Genomic DNA, 15,674 nt, shown 5'->3' with positions numbered 1-15,674 from the left:
ATTTATATAAACATCGAACTTAATTAGATATGTAAATAATGGTAAGGGGTGAAAATATGGGTATTCTATCGACAGAAACAATATTTTTAGCAGGAATTTTTCATGATATAGGAAAATTTTATCAGAGAACAAAGAACTCAAAAATAAAAAAAGAAATATTAAAAGAATATGAATATTTTATCAAACAAGATAACGCATTTTCTCCCAGGCATCAAGAATGGGGGGCGTATTTTTATAAAAATTCTAATTTGCCTTTTAAAGATGAGGTAGAAGCTGCTATCTTAAATCATCACAAACCTAATAATATTTTGTCAAGATTAATTAGAATAGCAGATAGAGTTTCGTCATCCGAGAGAGAAGATATTGAAAATGAAGAAAAAATAAAAAATATGGTTTCCATACTTTCAGAAGTAAAATTAAAAAGAAATTCCTCTAATCCAAAATATAAAAAAATAACAAAATTATCAAAATTTACTGATTTAATCGAGAATGAAGAAGAAAATGTGGAAAATTCATATAGAAAGTTATGGGAAGAGTTTTCACAATTAATTGTTAATGAAGATGATTTTGAACGCATGTATTATATTTTGAAAGAATATACTTCCAATATTCCATCAGCATTTTATTATTCAAAACCTGATATTTCCTTGTTTTCACATTTAACTACTACGGCAGCTATTGCGGTGGGTCTGTTCAAGCAGTTTGAAGAAGATTTAAAAAATAACAATGAAAAACCATTAGATCTCCTTGAGCAGTATTTGGTTAATGATTTAAATGATGAAAAGGTTTTGGGGTTTGTAAAAGGAGATATTTCAGGTATACAAAATTTCATTTATAACATTTCTCAAGAAGGTGCGGTAAAGAAATTAAGGGGAAGATCTTTCTATGTTTCGTATTTAATGGAAATAATCGCAAGATATATAGTAGAAAAAGAAGGTTTAACCATTTCAAACATATTATTTAATGGTGGAGGTCATTTTTATTTAATTGTTCCAGCAAAGACAATCAATAATTTAAGAAAGTATCAAGAATATATTGATAGAGTCATGTATGAGGCGCATGGGCTTGAATTGTCAGTGCATCTTGGGGGGGTTAAGTTAGGATTAAATGAATTAACTGGTGAAATTTTTCAAAAAGTCTCTGAAGAATTAGAAAAAAGGAAAAATAGAAATTATGATACTATCATTGAGAAAATATTTAATGAAAAATTTAAAAAATTAAATGAATTTTCATGTCCGTATTGTAGAAGGGATACTAATGAGGCTGGAATTTGTAGTTTTTGTGAATCATTCGCTGAACTAGGTCAAGAATTATCTAAGAGCAAATATTTAAGGTTTAAAACATTCAATTCAAAAATAGAACAAATTGATTCGTACAGAAAAGTATTTAATAAATTCGGATATGATATAGAATTTCCTAAAAATGCTTCAAAAGATGCATACTTAATTGAAAAAGTTGGAGAAATAAATTTAAAAACAGCTAAATATTATTTAAAGACTGCGAATTATGTATGTAAATTGGAAAATAATAATGTTTCTGATTTAGAAACCATAGCTAGTAGTTCAAAAGGTTTAAAAAGATGGGGGGTGTTAAGGGGAGATGTTGATAATCTGGGAACAATTTTTCATAAGGGTTTAGGTGAAAAAGCTCCAATTTCAAAAATTGCAACTTTATCCTCAGAGCTGGAAGAATTTTTTGGTAAATTTCTTGAAGATATTGTCTCTCAAAAATATAAGCATTCAAGTGTTATTTATTCAGGAGGGGATGACTTTTTTATTCTTGGCCCTTGGAGTGAGTTAATTCCATTAGCTGAAGATCTAAATATGAGTTTTAAAAGATATTGTGGAAAAAATCCAGATCTATCTATTTCAATGGCAATAGATATTGCCCCCGCAAAGAAATTTCCGGTGTATAGGGTTGCCAGTTCTGCAGGTGATTATTTAGATAAAGCCAAAGAGTATAAAAGAAAGGATCTGGAAAAAAGTGCGTTATATTTCTTAGGGGATGTTATAGGTTGGGAAGAGTTTGAAGAATACAAGAATATGAAAGAAATGTTATTTGATATTGTTACAGATAAAAAGGTTACAAAATCGATTCTCTTTGTTTTGAGAAAAATGTATGAAGATTCAAAAAAATCAAAAGATATATTCAAAGTATGGAGACTATTTTATTATTTAACGAGATTAAAGGAAAGATATAAAAATGCAAAAGAATCAATTGATAATCTTATACACAGTAACACATTTTTGAGAAATGGAAATAGGTTATATGAAAAATTAGGTTCTGTAACTTTATGGGTTGAATACGAAACAAAGGAGGGATATTATGAATGGTGAATATGTTAAACAAAACGACAGATTTATAATTAATGAAGAACTTGCAGATAAAATTTTAGATGACAAAAAAGATCCAGATGGTCAACTTTTGTTTGAATATTCTAAAAGCTTGGCAAAGCTAATCGCGCCAAAAAAGGACTCTAAAAATGGTGAAAAATCAAAGAAAGATAAAAAAGAAAATGAAAAAAAAGAACTATCTTCTACACAATTAAGAAAATATTTTAGTTTTGTAAAACGAATTAGCACAGAAAATTACAAATATGAATTAAAAAGATTTATGGCTGTATTCTTGTATAGCATTAAAAAGAAGGGGTTTAGCAATAAGGAATTTGTAGATTCAATAAAAACTCTTGTATTGAAAGTATCTGAAAAAGATGAGGAAGCTTTTAAAAGATTTAAAGATTTTTTCGAAGCTCTTATAGCTTATCATAAATATTATGGTGGGAAAGAATAATAAAGGGGGTAAAAATATGAAAGAGATAAAGTTTGTTGGAAAATTTATAATTGAGAGTGAGATCGAATTAGAAACAGGTTTACATATTGGCACAGAAGAAAATAATATGGAAATTGGTGGTATAGATAATCCTGTAATTAAAGATTCATTGGGAAGACCGTATATTCCTGGTTCAAGTTTAAAGGGGAAATTAAGAACTTTGATGGAATATTATCATGAGAAGATAAAACCTGATTTGTTAGTTTACACAGTAAAAAAAGATAGTGAAAGCCAAAGTATAAAAATTCATATGTGCGATGAAGAGGATTGTCCAGTATGCAATTTGTTTGGACGAAACCACGGAAAACATAAATTTGTTAGTGACAAAGAAAAAAAAGAAGAAGAATTTAAAAACTTAATGCCAACAAGATTAATTGTAAGGGATTCTTTGCTAATTGAAGATAGTATTACACCTGAAATGATGGAGTATTTGGAAACTAAATATACAGAAGTTAAAAATGAAAATAATCTGGATAGAATTACAGCAATTGCACATCCAAGGAAAACCGAAAGAGTTCCAGCTGGTGCAAGATTTTCATCTGAATTTGTGATTAATGTATATGAAGGGGATGGAATTAAATATTTAAAAGAGTTTTTAAGGGCAATGATGCTACTTGAGGATGATTATTTAGGTGGTAGTGGTTCAAGGGGATATGGAAAGATAAAGTTTAAAGATGTAAAGATAAAGTTCAGGAATAAAAACTTTTATGAAAATCCAAAAATTGGTGAAAAATGTGTGGAAGTTAATCTTGAAGAGGTTAATTGGGAGGAATTAGAAAATAAATTATTAAGTGGGGAATGATAATATGAAAAGTTATAGGGTGAAATTAAAATTTAAATCTCCTTTTCATATAGGGATTAAAGAGGGAGTTTACAATTTAACAGATTCTATTATTCATTCAGATACTTTGTTTTCTGGAATAACTAATGCATATAATTTGTTATATGGTAAGGAAAAAACTGAGAAATTTGTAAATAAATTATTGAAAAACCCTGAAGTTTTTTCGTTATCTTCTGCTTTTTATTATATAGACGGTAAGTATTTTTATCCAAAACCTCTGGGTTATAGGTTTGTAAAAGGTCAAGGTTATGATTTTAAAAAATTAAAAAAAGTTAAGTACGTTAGTGAGGAAATTTTAATAGGAAAATATGACAAATTAATTGTTGATGGAATATTTGCTTCAGATGATGAGGTTATTTTTCCTTTCAACATTGAAGAAAGGCCTCGGATAGCAGTTGACAGAATCACTAATGAAACCAATATTTATTATTTTTCTTCTGTTAGGTTTAAAGAAAATGCGGGACTTTGGTTTGTACTTGATGTTGATGAATCTTTGGAGAAAGAAATACTAGCATCATTAAAGTTGTTAAGTGATGAGGGATTAGGGGGCGAAAGAACCTATGGACTGGGAAATTTTGATTTTGAATTGGAGGAAATAAAATTTGAACAAAAAGATGATTCAAATTATTTGTTACTTTCTTTGTGCTTTCCAAAAAATTCGGAAGAAGTTTCGAAGTTTAAGTATTATAAATTAGCAGAAAAAACTGGATTTATTTATTCACTTTACGATTCTACCAAAAGACAGCCTTTAATAAGATTCTTTGAAGAAGGAAGTGTTTTGGAAGGAAGAATAGTTGGAAAAATTTTAGATACAACTCCGGATTTATTTAAACATAAGGTATTAAAATTTGGCCGTGCCTATTTAATCCCAATTAATAAAGGAGGCACAATATGAAAATAAAAAAATATAAGTATGAACTTGAAATAATTACCCCATTGGCAATTTGTTCAGGAGAAGTTATTCAGAGTTTCGAAGTAATTAAAGATGGGAATAGTGCATATGTTTTAGATTTTCAGAAGTTAATGTCTCAAGAAGAAAATTTCCTTAATTATTTAATTGAATATCCAGAAATATTAGAAAGTTCTGAAGAAATAAAAAAAGTATTAAGGTTTTTTAATGTGGATTATTCAAAATACATAAAACATAGTTTGAAAGGATATTTGCCAAGAAACCTTAGAATAAATGAATTTGTAAAAACGGCTGGGAGGCCTTACATACCAGGTTCTTCTTTAAAAGGAGCTATAAGGACTTTTTTGATTAAAGGTACAAAGTATACAGAAAAATATTCTGTGAAATTATTCAAAACTTCATATGGAAAATCAAAATTTTTTGATGATACTGTTGATAGAGAGTTATTTGGAACTCCTAATGAATCACCTTTTAGGATGTTAAAAATTTTTGATAGTGAAACAATTGATGTTAAAAATCTAAAGGTTAAGATGATAGAAGTTGTAAAGTTGAATGAAAATAAGAAATCTATCCCTTTGTACTATGAAGTTTTGGATAAAGGTATAAAACTACGTGGAGAAATTGTAATAGATTATAGATTTATGAATAGTAATTTTATAAAAAATTCAGAAATACTTGATAACTTCGTCGAAAGATTAAAAAAAGGATATGAAGATTATGTTGATCATGAATTAAGTATCTTGGAACGTTATAAAGTTTTACCTTTACTTAAGTTTTACAAATATTTAAGCTCAATAAAATTGTCTGAAAATCAATTTTTAGTACAGTTGGGTGCTTCAACAGGTTTTTATTCTAAAACACTTGTGAAAAGTATGGATTCTAAAAGTATAGGGAATTTGAAAAAAATTTTAGGAAATAGAGGGAGGAAAATTAGTGTTAAGCTTTTTCCTAAAACTAGAAGAGTAATAAAAGAGGGAAATTATTGGATTCCTTTAGGTTGGGCTAAAATTACTTTAAATTAAGGAGCAATTATGTTTGGCGTGAATATAAATATTGAATTTTATTTCAAATTCCCATTTTTGTTAGACTCTAGAAGATTACAAAATTTAAAATTTACTTTTGATAAGATAGGATTTGAATATTACAACTTTTTTGGTTTTTTTGCTAAAAAGAAATTTCGTTCCGAGAATGGGTGCTATATATTAGGAAAGTCTTTCATTTCAATTAAAACTTTATATTGTGAAAAATTATCGTCTACTATTCCTAGATTGTTGAATTATAACTTTTTTGGTAAAGAAAGGCCACAAAATGTTTTCGTTAAAAAAATCGAGCAATTTTATGAAGGATACTTAATTTCACAAGTGAAACAGTATAGTGGAAATCAAATAATTATGAGCGAATCAATAAGGAAAAAACTTATTGAAAAATATAGAAGAATTTTCAATAAAGAACCAGATAACAATTCTTTTTTAATTATTTTTAGAGAATCAAAGAAAGAAAAATTTAAAAAAATTTATTTATATGGATCATCTGAATTAATTTATTTGGCAAATATATTAGGTTTAGACAGTGATTCAGGTTTTTCAGGTTATATTATGGGTAATCAAGATTTTAGAAAAAATAATAGATATATTATGGAGGGATTTTTCTGAGGTTATACGTTAATTTCTCCCTTGATACTGTTGAACTTCCCATTGATTACAACCATATGTTACAAGCTGCTATTTTGAATCTAATAAATAGTGACGAATATAGAAAATTTATTCACGATGAGGGATTTGCTTTTGAAAAAAGAAAATTTAAATTATACACATTTTCTCGACTTTTAGGAAATTTTGAAATAAATAAAGAAAAAAATAGTATAATGTTTTTTAACAAAGTAAAGTTGATAATATCTTCCATGGACGATAATTTCTGCAATTATTTAATGCAAACTTTATTGAAATTTGGAGAAATAAGATTAGGAAGGAATATATTACAAATAGATACTGTTATAGCAAAAAATTTCGAGCCAGCTGATGAATTAAAAGTAGTTACCAGATCACCGGTAACTGTATACTCAACATATTTAGATAATTTTGGAAGGAAAAAGACTTTGTTTTATCATCCAGATGATAAAAAGTTCCAGGAGTTATTGGAGAAGAATTTGATTAAAAAATATCAAACAATACATTCAAAACTACCTGAGGGTAGAATTTCAGTAATTCATGCAGGAAAAAAACCAAAAAAAGTTCAAGTTATATACAAAGGATTTAAAATAACAGGGTGGATGACTGCGTTTGATTTATATGGTGATCCTATGCTTTTGAAAATAGCTTATGAAACAGGACTTGGTGCTAAAAATTCATTAGGATTTGGCTTGATTGAAACTATAAAAAAATAATATATGTTTTTCTATTATTAATGTAAATTGCGTATTTAGCAAGGCTATAGAGATTTAGTAAAAAACAAGATCTCTTACATACGCTTAGGTTAGCGAGATTGGCGAGTTTAGCGAAGTTAGCGAGGTTGGCGAGAGTTAACAAGGTTGGTAAAAAAACAAGATCCTTCGCTACGCTCAGGATGACAAAAAAGGTTGACATTCCAAGGAGCGTAAAAGGCAAGGAACCCCCCTCCCCCGTCATTCCGAGGAGCGTATGTGACGAGGAATTTAACCCATCCCTGTCATTCCGAGGAGCTCAGCGACGAGGAATCTTATAACTGGCGAGGCTCCCCCTTCTCCATGTCATTCCGAATCCGAAGGGCGGGGAATCTTAAATAATAAAATTAACAAAATATCTCTATATCACCCTCGTTCACCATCCGTTAACATTTTATATCTAAACCAGCGTGAATAAACAACCACGCTTTCTTAACATTGTAAAGTTTAAGTAAACGAGTGAAAAATGGTGAAAAACAGCCAATTTTATCGGGACAAAAAACGCATGTAAAGGCGCATAAATAAACGACTTTACTTTTAATTAACTTCTTTCTAATCGGAATGTAACTTTTCGCAAAGCCTTATATTATATAATTTCTTACGGGTTTAGCTTCTACCTATAAGGAATGAAAACCCTGATTTAAATTCCTTAAACAACGCCAATTTATCCATAAGTTTAGCTTCTACCTATAAGGAATGAAAACAGTATGAACCTGCCAATGGTATTATGTTCGTACATTGAGGGTTTAGCTTCTACCTATAAGGAATGAAAACATATATCGGCTTTTAGTCAAGCTTATCAGTATGAACGTTTAGCTTCTACCTATAAGGAATGAAAACAAACTTCTTTAAATCATTATATAACCTCTTCATTTGTTGTTTAGCTTCTACCTATAAGGAATGAAAACATTTGGCTTGTGCATTGTCTAAAGCTTCTTTTATAATATCGGTTTAGCTTCTACCTATAAGGAATGAAAACAAAACCACCTCCATACTACTCCTCTACTATCAAGGGCCTGGTTTAGCTTCTACCTATAAGGAATGAAAACAAGCCATCCCCAGTCCTTCAATTCTTGTATTATTTCAGGTTTAGCTTCTACCTATAAGGAATGAAAACCCCTATTCGGGTTTCCTGGCTATTCACTTTTCAAAGAGGTTTAGCTTCTACCTATAAGGAATGAAAACATAGATGGATTAATTACTAAGAATGCAAACTATGTATGGTTTAGCTTCTACCTATAAGGAATGAAAACTTTTGCCTGCGGGGGGTAACATTATTCTTCTACTATCGGTTTAGCTTCTACCTATAAGGAATGAAAACATGAAAACAACATCCACAAAATAATAGTGCTTTCGTTCGTACGGTTTAGCTTCTACCTATAAGGAATGAAAACACCAATAATAATCATTATTTTTTTAAACATAAATTTCGGTTTAGCTTCTACCTATAAGGAATGAAAACGAGCTTACTTGCTCCACTTTTTTTCTAAATCCTTTATAAAATGTTTAGCTTCTACCTATAAGGAATGAATTTTTGAATTACATCTATTCAGATTATCCAGGGATTTTGCAATGATAAAAATACCAACAGGTATTCCTGTTCCAACATCCAGGTAAAATAAATGTAGAGATGTTATTGTTTCCGGGAAGACAGAAGAAGATACGCGAAAAATATCAGAGTTGTTTTTGATAAGAAACCTCAGATGTGGTGGGATTTACCAGTAACGGAATTTGAACCATGTATGATACATGATCCGAGGGCATTGCCCCCTGATAAATCAGCGATAGGACTTGATGCCGTCTTCATGTACAGAGTTCTGAAATTTTTGTGGCTTAACTGATTTTTTCCAGTTCAAGTATAAGTTTCTGTACAATATCCTGCCTTTCATTGAGAATTTTTAGCGCGTATTCAAGCTTTCCTGAATCTTTGAAATATCCTCGTGCATCCTGCTTATTTTTCTTGAAATATTCCGCAAGTCTTTCAAGATAAGGTTTCAACCAGGATACGGTGTTAAGAAATTCATTAACTTTACCCGTTTCTTTTTTCAAGTTTTCGAGCTGTTCAATCAGCTTTGCAATATTTTCAATCCAGTTTTTTATGCTCATTCCTGTTCTTTGCTGAAATGCTCGATTAACCCACATTCGCCTGAATAAATCAAGCTCGTTAGTTTCTCTTTCAACATCCCCAAGTACTTTCTTAACTTTTGTGGTAAGTTCCAATATCAATTTCAATTCTTGTGAATCGATTTCGCTTCTTTTTCCTGAACATGAGAATTTTAAGATACCTGTCCTGATAAGTGGCTGGAAAGGATCGACAACCTGTCCATGGTATTCGTTGGCGTAAGCGATAAGATATGCCAGACCTGCTGCACATGCCTCAGGCGGCATTAAACCATCAAATCCTGGATTTGGACTCATAGCTACGAATTCCTGATATGTCATTCCGTACTTTGGAGCTAACGCCTCAAATGCCGCATTTCCACCAGGTGTATCGACCATTCCCGGGGCAAAGACAAATGCGTACACACCAGTGTTTTTAAGTTCCTGAGCAAGGGAAAGACCTATGGATCTCAAAGCAGCTTTTGATGCAAAGTATGACGCCATGTACGGCATCCCTTCACTGGAAGTAACAGTTACGATCACACCATGTCCCTGCTGAAGCATATCCGGGAGGAAGGCTTTAATTCCCATTACAGCTCCACGAATGTTAACTCTGTAGACCTCATCCCATGTTTCGATGGGAAGCTCAAGTATAGAACCAGGTCGGTATATAATCGCGTTGTTAACCAATATATCAACTTTACCAAATTTTTTAGCGACTATTTTCTTTAAGTTGTAAATACTTTTCCTGTCCCCCACATCGGCTCGAACAAACAGTACTGTCCCATCTTCAGAACGTATTTGTTTTTCGGTTTCCACTCCTGTTTTTTCGTTTATTTCTGCAATAATAACTCTTGCTCCAAGCCATGCAAGAGCCCTTGCTAATTCTTTTCCTATTCCCTGACCAGCTCCTGTTACTACAGCAGTTTTACCTGTAAAAGTTTTTCGATCTAAACCTAATTTCTCTATTAGCATTTCATAATCTCTCCTTGAACAATTTTTAATACTTTATTTTACCATATTTTATAATATTTAACTCTCGACACAAATACACACGAAAATTGGTCGCAACAATTAATATTCATATGTTAAAACTTCTCACATCTTCCGTCGTGTTTGTTAACTTTTTTGTAACACATAAATATAGAATTTTGTGTACAATTAAACCAAAGTTAATAATTTGCTTTATGAACGATCGGAGGCGCGTCTGAGATGAGTAAGGCTTTCCATCAATGGGGGATATAGGGAAAGCCTGAAAGGCGAAGACGCCGAAGGGTGTAAGGTTTCCCCTACCTTACATGCCTGGGGGCACAGGGAATACCTGTGTCACTGTCACGGATTTTTCCGTGGAGAGCCGATCGGAGCGGAGTATCTACAACTATATTATCACCGCAACGATCGCCTCTCCAGGAGGCGATTTTTTTATTACCAGGAGGTGGTAGAGTGAAAATAGGTATTGTAGGAGCAACTGGTGAAGTTGGACGTGCAATGATAAAAGTGCTGGAAGATTTCAAGCTTCAAATTGATGAATTAAGATTATTTACTTCAAAAAAGTCTACAGGTAGAATTCTCACTTACAAGGATATTCCAATAGAAACAGAAACATTAACAGAGGAAGCTATGAAAGAAAAGTTTGACTTTCTTCTATTTTCTGCCGGAGCTTCTGTATCGGAACATTTCGCTCCAATTGCTGCAAAACATGGAAATATAGTTATAGATAACTCGTCTGCTTTTAGAATGAATCCAGAAATCCCTTTGATAGTTCCTGAAATAAATGGTTACCTGCTTAAAAATTATAAAGGTATCGTTGCTAACCCTAACTGCTCAACTATACAAATGGTACTTTCTTTGTATAAAATCCATGAAAAATTTGGAATAGAAGAAATTTTTGTATCAACTTACCAGGCAGTTTCAGGAGCGGGTCATAAAGCAATTATTGAAATGGAAAAACAATTTCGTGGTGAAAAAATCAATAATGTATTTCCAAAACAAATAGCATATAATGTTATACCATTAGTGGGGACAATCAATGAAGATGGATTTTCGGAAGAAGAACATAAAATGATTAATGAAACCAGAAAAATTTTAGACGACCAATCCATTCAAATCTATCCAACAACTGTTAGAGTTCCCGTGTATTACGGTCATTCGGAAAGCATAGTTGTAAAAACTAAAAAAGAGTTTGACTCTCTCTCTAACATCATAAAAACACTCAAAATCTCAGAAAATGTAATTGTAACCGATGAAATAATAACACCTATAGAAGTTGCCGGAAGCGATCTTGTGTATGTTTCACGTCTTAGAACAATAGATAATAGCAGATTTGCCTTCTGGAATGTTGCTGACAATATAAGGGTAGGAGCTGCAACAAATGCTGTGAAGATATTAATGACAATGGCGGGGATATTATGAAAATTGAAAAGTACACTGCTACTGGGAATTCTTTTATAATTTGTGATACAAAAAACACAAAACTTACTGATGATGAGAAAACAGATTTTGTAATAAAATATGTTAAAGATAGAGACGGTGTTATTTTTGTGGAATTAACTGAAAAAGGATTATTTATGGATTATTTTAACAGAGATGGTAAAAGAGCTGCCTTCTGTGGAAATGGAGCTCGAACTTTTTTAGCCTATGTTAAAAAAACTGATTATATCAAAAAAGACCTGGAAGAAATCTGTTTTGAAACGCACGCAGGAAAAATCACAGGAAAAATTACTCCCCGTGGTATTCAGATAAAGATGCCAGAAATAACAGAATTCAAACAAGAAAATGTGGATGGGATTTCCGGTTTTTCATTAAAAGTAGGAGTCCCGCATTTTGTTGTTTTTGTCAACAACGTGAATGAAGTGGACGTAAATGATCTGGGAAAAAGCATTAGAAAAAAACTCAACAGTAACGTAAACTTTGTTCAGATTTTGAAATCAGACCAGATTAGAATCAGAACATTTGAAAGAGGAGTGGAAAAAGAAACTCTCGCCTGCGGAACTGGCGCTACAGCAAGCGCGTATGTAACAAAACACCTGTACAAATGGAAATCCAACGAAATTGAAGTATTAACAAAAGGCGGGATACTTTACGTGGCTTTTTCCGGAAATTCTATTTTTTTAGAGGGAGGTGTAGAAAATGTTTAGAGGAATTGGAACGGCTATTGTAACACCTTTTAAAAATGGAGAACTTGACATGAAAAGCTATGAAAACCTTCTAAAATTTCAAATAGAAAATGGAATAAAAGCAATAATAGTTCTTGGAACAACAGGCGAAGCTCCAAATATAGAAATGTTTGAAAGAATCAAGCTCATAGAAAAAGCTATAGAAATATGTGAAGGAAAGGCTGATGTTATAGTCGGAGCTGGAACAAATAGTTTAAATCACACCATGGAACTTGTTAAAAATGCTGAAAAAATGGGAGTTAATGGATTACTAATAGTAACCCCGTATTATAATAAACCCACTCAAAGAGGTTTGTATGAATACTATAAATATATTTCCCAACACACAGATTTAGATATTATCGTTTACAACGTTCCAGGGAGAACGGGAGTTAACATACTTCCTGAAACAGTTTACCAGATAGCTTCAGAATGCAAAAATGTAAAAGCTTTAAAAGAAGCAAATTCAAACATCAATCAAATTAATGAAGATATTAAACTTTTAAAAGAAAATCTAGAAAATTTCAAAGTATATTCTGGAAACGATGATAGCGCATTTCAACTATTGTGTACAGGCGGCGATGGGGTTATTTCAGTAGCTTCAAACGTAATACCAGCCGCGATGGTAAAGATGTTCAATGAAATTAAAGAAGGAAATATTAAGAGAGCTTTAGAAATTCATATGAAATATTTACCGTTGTTTAAAAACTTATTTATAGAAACTAACCCTATTCCTGTAAAAGCAGCGTTGTCTTTAATGGGACTTATCGATAATGAATTACGATTACCTCTGGTTCCTGCTTCTGAAAATACTATTGATATCCTTAAAAAAACTCTTAAAGGATGTGACGTAATATGAATTTTGGAGTAGTTGGATATAAAGGAAGGATGGGAACTTTAATTGTTCAAACTTTCAAAGAACATAAACACAATCCTGTTCTGTTAGTCGATAAAGAAGTTTTATTAGAAAAAGATAGACCGGAAGTAATAGTAGATTTTTCCCAACCTGAGGCGCTGGAATTAACGTTATCATTGTGTGAAAAATATAACGTACCTCTTGTGCTTGGTACAACAGCTTTAGCAAAAAATCATTTTAAAACGCTGAAAGATTTTAGCAAAAAACAACCTGTAGTTCAATCTTACAATTTTTCTATAGGAATAAACTTAATAGCAAAAATTTTAGCTGAATTTTCAAAGAACTTTGAAGAATGGGATGTAGAACTTGTAGAAATCCATCATTCACAAAAGAAAGACAAACCTTCCGGGACAGCCATTTTACTTGAAAAAGCACTGAAAAGAGAAATCCAAAAACATTCTTTACGAATAGGAGGTATTCCTGGAGAACATCTTGTAATTTTTGCAAATGAAGGGGAAACAATAACTATTTCTCACAGAGCCATCTCAAGAAAAGCTTTCGCATTAGGTGCGTTAAAAGCGGCAGAATGGGTACTAACCAGAAAAAGTGGTTTTTATACATTTAGCGATGTATTGAAGGAGGAATAAATTATGAATACTGAAAAAATCATAAACTTAATAGCAACTTCAAAAAAAAGAACCCCTGTTCGAGTTTATCTTGTTGGAAAACTAAATGAGATCAATTTTGAAAATGTTGAGTTTTTTGGAAACGAAAAATTCGGAATAGTATTTGGTGAATACGACACAGTGAAGACCCTACTTGAAGAATTCAAAGATAAGATAGAGAAAAGTAGATTAGAAATAAATATGAGAAATTCAGCCATTCCTCTTGCAGATTTAACTAAATATAATGCCAGAATTGAACCCGGTGCAGTTATTCGAGATATGGTGGAAATAGGTGATGGGGCTGTCATTATGATGGGAGCAGTAATTAATATAGGGGCAGTAATTGGTTCTGGAACAATGATCGACATGAACGCAGTAATCGGCGGAAGAGCAATAATAGGTAGAAATTGCCATATAGGAGCAGGAGCTGTAATAGCAGGAGTAATTGAGCCTCCAAGTGCAACACCTGTTATTATCGAAGATGATGTATTAATTGGAGCAAACGCCGTAATATTAGAAGGTGTCAGAGTAGGAAAAGGTAGTGTTATTGCGGCGGGTGCCGTTGTTATTGACAATGTACCGGAATATAGTGTTGCAGCAGGTGTACCTGCAAAGATTATAAAAAAAGTTGATAGAAGAACCAAACAAAAAACTCAAATAGTAGAAAGTTTAAGAAATTTAAGAGGGTGATTTAGTGGCAATAGTCGTACAAAAATACGGAGGCTCATCTGTTGCCAATGAGGAAAGGATAAAAATTGTTGCTGAAAAAATAAGAAAAAGAATCGAAAAAGGTGATAAAGTAGTTGTTGTTGTATCTGCTATGGGAAAAACCACAGACAAGCTTATTAATATGGCAAAAAACATAAGTTCTAAACCCCATCCTCGTGAAATGGATATGCTTCTCACTACAGGAGAACAAATTTCTATAGCATTGCTCTCAATTACACTAAATGAAATGGACATCCCTGCAAAATCATTTACCGCTTATCAGCTCAATATTATCACTACTAAAGATCATACAAAAGCTCGAATAAAAGATATAGATTCAACAAAAATATTGAGCGAACTAAAAAAATATCCTGTCATTATCGTGGCAGGTTTTCAAGGAATTACAGAGGAAGGTGATTTAACAACACTTGGAAGAGGTGGGTCAGATACAAGTGCTGTCGCTATAGCTGCGAAACTGGGAATCAATTGCGAAATTTTCAGTGATGTTTCAGGAATTTATACGTGTGATCCAAAAATATTTCCGGATGCTCGCAAACTATCTTATATCACGTATGATGAAATGTTAGAACTCTCATCTCTTGGCGCAAAGGTATTACACTCAAGAGCAGTGGAAATTGCCAAAAAATATGACGTCCCATTATATTGTGCTTCATCTTTTACCGAAGAGGAGGGAACCTGGGTGGTAAATAGATTGCCTGAATGGCTTGAAGAACCTGTGGTAACAGGTGTGACAATCGAAGAAAATCAAATGAAAATAACACTTTACGAGCTTCCAGAAGAGAATCAGGTGATTTCCAATATATTCAAAAAATTAGCAGATTTCAACATAAATGTCGACATGATTTCTATGTTTTCTTATGGTGGTAAGTTCCATTTATCATTTACTGTACTTGAAGATCACAAAGAAATAATTGAAAATGCATTAAGAAATGTGCTGCCAAAAACAAAAATTTCTTTCGACGGAATATACGATAAACTTTCGATAGTCGGAGTAGGTATGAAATCAAGCCCGGGGGTAGCTGGCAAATTTTTCGGCATACTCGCTGAAAGTTCCATTAAACCTGTACTTGTCACTACTTCGGAAATAAAAATCTCAGTACTTGTTCCCAGCGATGTTTCAAAAAAACTCTTGAAAAAAATAGCGGAAACATTTGAACTTGGAGGCTGATA

The 15,674-nt window shown here is 32.1% G+C and carries 14 protein-coding genes, 1 CRISPR repeat array and 1 riboswitch; of the genes, 13 read left to right on the top strand and 1 reads right to left on the bottom strand.

Translation table 11 applies throughout. The features are described from left to right. Positions 1 to 38: 38 nt before the first annotated feature. Genes cas10 through cas6 form a run of 7 tightly spaced genes read left to right on the top strand, consistent with a single transcriptional unit; the run spans position 39 to position 6,963 of the window. Entirely contained in the window at positions 39 to 2,336 is a 2,298-nt protein-coding gene (cas10, locus tag JYK00_RS04605; protein ID WP_323128249.1) for a type III-A CRISPR-associated protein Cas10/Csm1, read from the top strand. Continuing rightward, on the top strand, positions 2,326 to 2,790 hold the full coding sequence (gene csm2 / locus JYK00_RS04600; RefSeq protein ID WP_207567509.1) for a type III-A CRISPR-associated protein Csm2: 465 nt from the start codon (positions 2,326 to 2,328) through the stop codon (positions 2,788 to 2,790). The genes cas10 and csm2 overlap by 11 nt, the downstream gene beginning before the upstream one ends. A gap of 16 nt (positions 2,791 to 2,806) precedes the next feature. After that, a complete protein-coding gene (gene csm3 / locus JYK00_RS04595) occupies positions 2,807 to 3,631 on the top strand; it encodes a type III-A CRISPR-associated RAMP protein Csm3 (RefSeq protein WP_207567508.1) in 825 nt (274 codons plus the stop codon). A gap of 4 nt (positions 3,632 to 3,635) precedes the next feature. Continuing rightward, positions 3,636 to 4,565, top strand: a complete 930-nt coding sequence (csm4, locus tag JYK00_RS04590; protein ID WP_207567507.1) for a type III-A CRISPR-associated RAMP protein Csm4 — start codon at positions 3,636 to 3,638, stop codon at positions 4,563 to 4,565. Continuing rightward, positions 4,562 to 5,602: a type III-A CRISPR-associated RAMP protein Csm5 gene (csm5, locus tag JYK00_RS04585; RefSeq protein WP_207567506.1), complete on the top strand. Its 1,041-nt coding sequence runs from the start codon at positions 4,562 to 4,564 to the stop codon at positions 5,600 to 5,602. The genes csm4 and csm5 overlap by 4 nt, the downstream gene beginning before the upstream one ends. Before the next feature lie 9 nt (positions 5,603 to 5,611). Beyond that, positions 5,612 to 6,232 carry a hypothetical protein gene (locus tag JYK00_RS04580; RefSeq protein WP_207567505.1) on the top strand — a complete coding sequence of 207 codons (621 nt, stop codon included), beginning with the start codon at positions 5,612 to 5,614 and terminating at the stop codon, positions 6,230 to 6,232. Further along, complete coding sequence (gene cas6, locus JYK00_RS04575; RefSeq protein WP_323128254.1) at positions 6,208 to 6,963, top strand: CRISPR-associated endoribonuclease Cas6; 756 nt, start codon at positions 6,208 to 6,210, stop codon at positions 6,961 to 6,963. The genes JYK00_RS04580 and cas6 overlap by 25 nt, the downstream gene beginning before the upstream one ends. Positions 6,964 to 7,603: 640 nt before the next feature. Then, a CRISPR array of direct repeats spans positions 7,604 to 8,533; the repeat unit is 30 nt; unit sequence GTTTAGCTTCTACCTATAAGGAATGAAAAC. Positions 8,534 to 8,832: 299 nt separating this feature from the next. Here the strand turns inward: cas6 and JYK00_RS04570 are convergent. After that, positions 8,833 to 10,074 (bottom strand): SDR family NAD(P)-dependent oxidoreductase, encoded by a 1,242-nt coding sequence (locus JYK00_RS04570; RefSeq protein ID WP_207567503.1) that lies wholly within the window; start codon positions 10,072 to 10,074, stop codon positions 8,833 to 8,835. Positions 10,075 to 10,287: 213 nt separating this feature from the next. After that, a riboswitch (Lysine riboswitch) is annotated at positions 10,288 to 10,464 on the top strand. Between the two features lie 78 nt (positions 10,465 to 10,542). On the opposite strand from JYK00_RS04570, the gene JYK00_RS04565 reads away from it, so the two are divergent. From JYK00_RS04565 to JYK00_RS04540, 6 genes are read left to right on the top strand one after another with little or no spacing between them, the layout of a single operon-like run. Continuing rightward, positions 10,543 to 11,511, top strand: coding sequence for an aspartate-semialdehyde dehydrogenase (locus tag JYK00_RS04565; protein WP_207567502.1), 969 nt, complete (start codon positions 10,543 to 10,545; stop codon positions 11,509 to 11,511). After that, a complete protein-coding gene (dapF, locus tag JYK00_RS04560) occupies positions 11,508 to 12,236 on the top strand; it encodes a diaminopimelate epimerase (protein ID WP_207567501.1) in 729 nt (242 codons plus the stop codon). The genes JYK00_RS04565 and dapF overlap by 4 nt, the downstream gene beginning before the upstream one ends. Further along, entirely contained in the window at positions 12,229 to 13,113 is an 885-nt protein-coding gene (gene dapA, locus JYK00_RS04555) for a 4-hydroxy-tetrahydrodipicolinate synthase (RefSeq protein ID WP_207567500.1), read from the top strand. The genes dapF and dapA overlap by 8 nt, the downstream gene beginning before the upstream one ends. Beyond that, complete coding sequence (locus JYK00_RS04550; RefSeq protein ID WP_207567499.1) at positions 13,110 to 13,757, top strand: 4-hydroxy-tetrahydrodipicolinate reductase; 648 nt, start codon at positions 13,110 to 13,112, stop codon at positions 13,755 to 13,757. Before dapA ends, JYK00_RS04550 begins: the two co-directional genes overlap by 4 nt. 3 nt (positions 13,758 to 13,760) lie before the next feature. Further along, positions 13,761 to 14,465, top strand: a complete 705-nt coding sequence (dapD, locus tag JYK00_RS04545) for a 2,3,4,5-tetrahydropyridine-2,6-dicarboxylate N-acetyltransferase (RefSeq protein WP_207567498.1) — start codon at positions 13,761 to 13,763, stop codon at positions 14,463 to 14,465. A gap of 4 nt (positions 14,466 to 14,469) precedes the next feature. After that, positions 14,470 to 15,672 carry an aspartate kinase gene (locus tag JYK00_RS04540; protein WP_207567497.1) on the top strand — a complete coding sequence of 401 codons (1,203 nt, stop codon included), beginning with the start codon at positions 14,470 to 14,472 and terminating at the stop codon, positions 15,670 to 15,672. Positions 15,673 to 15,674 lie beyond the last annotated feature (2 nt).

The sequence above is a fragment of the Thermosipho ferrireducens genome, assembly GCF_017358165.1.
Lineage (GTDB): Bacteria > Thermotogota > Thermotogae > Thermotogales > Fervidobacteriaceae > Thermosipho_B > Thermosipho_B ferrireducens.
The sequence above is the reverse complement of the archived record's forward strand: the minus strand, read 5'-3'. Positions and strand labels throughout refer to the sequence as shown.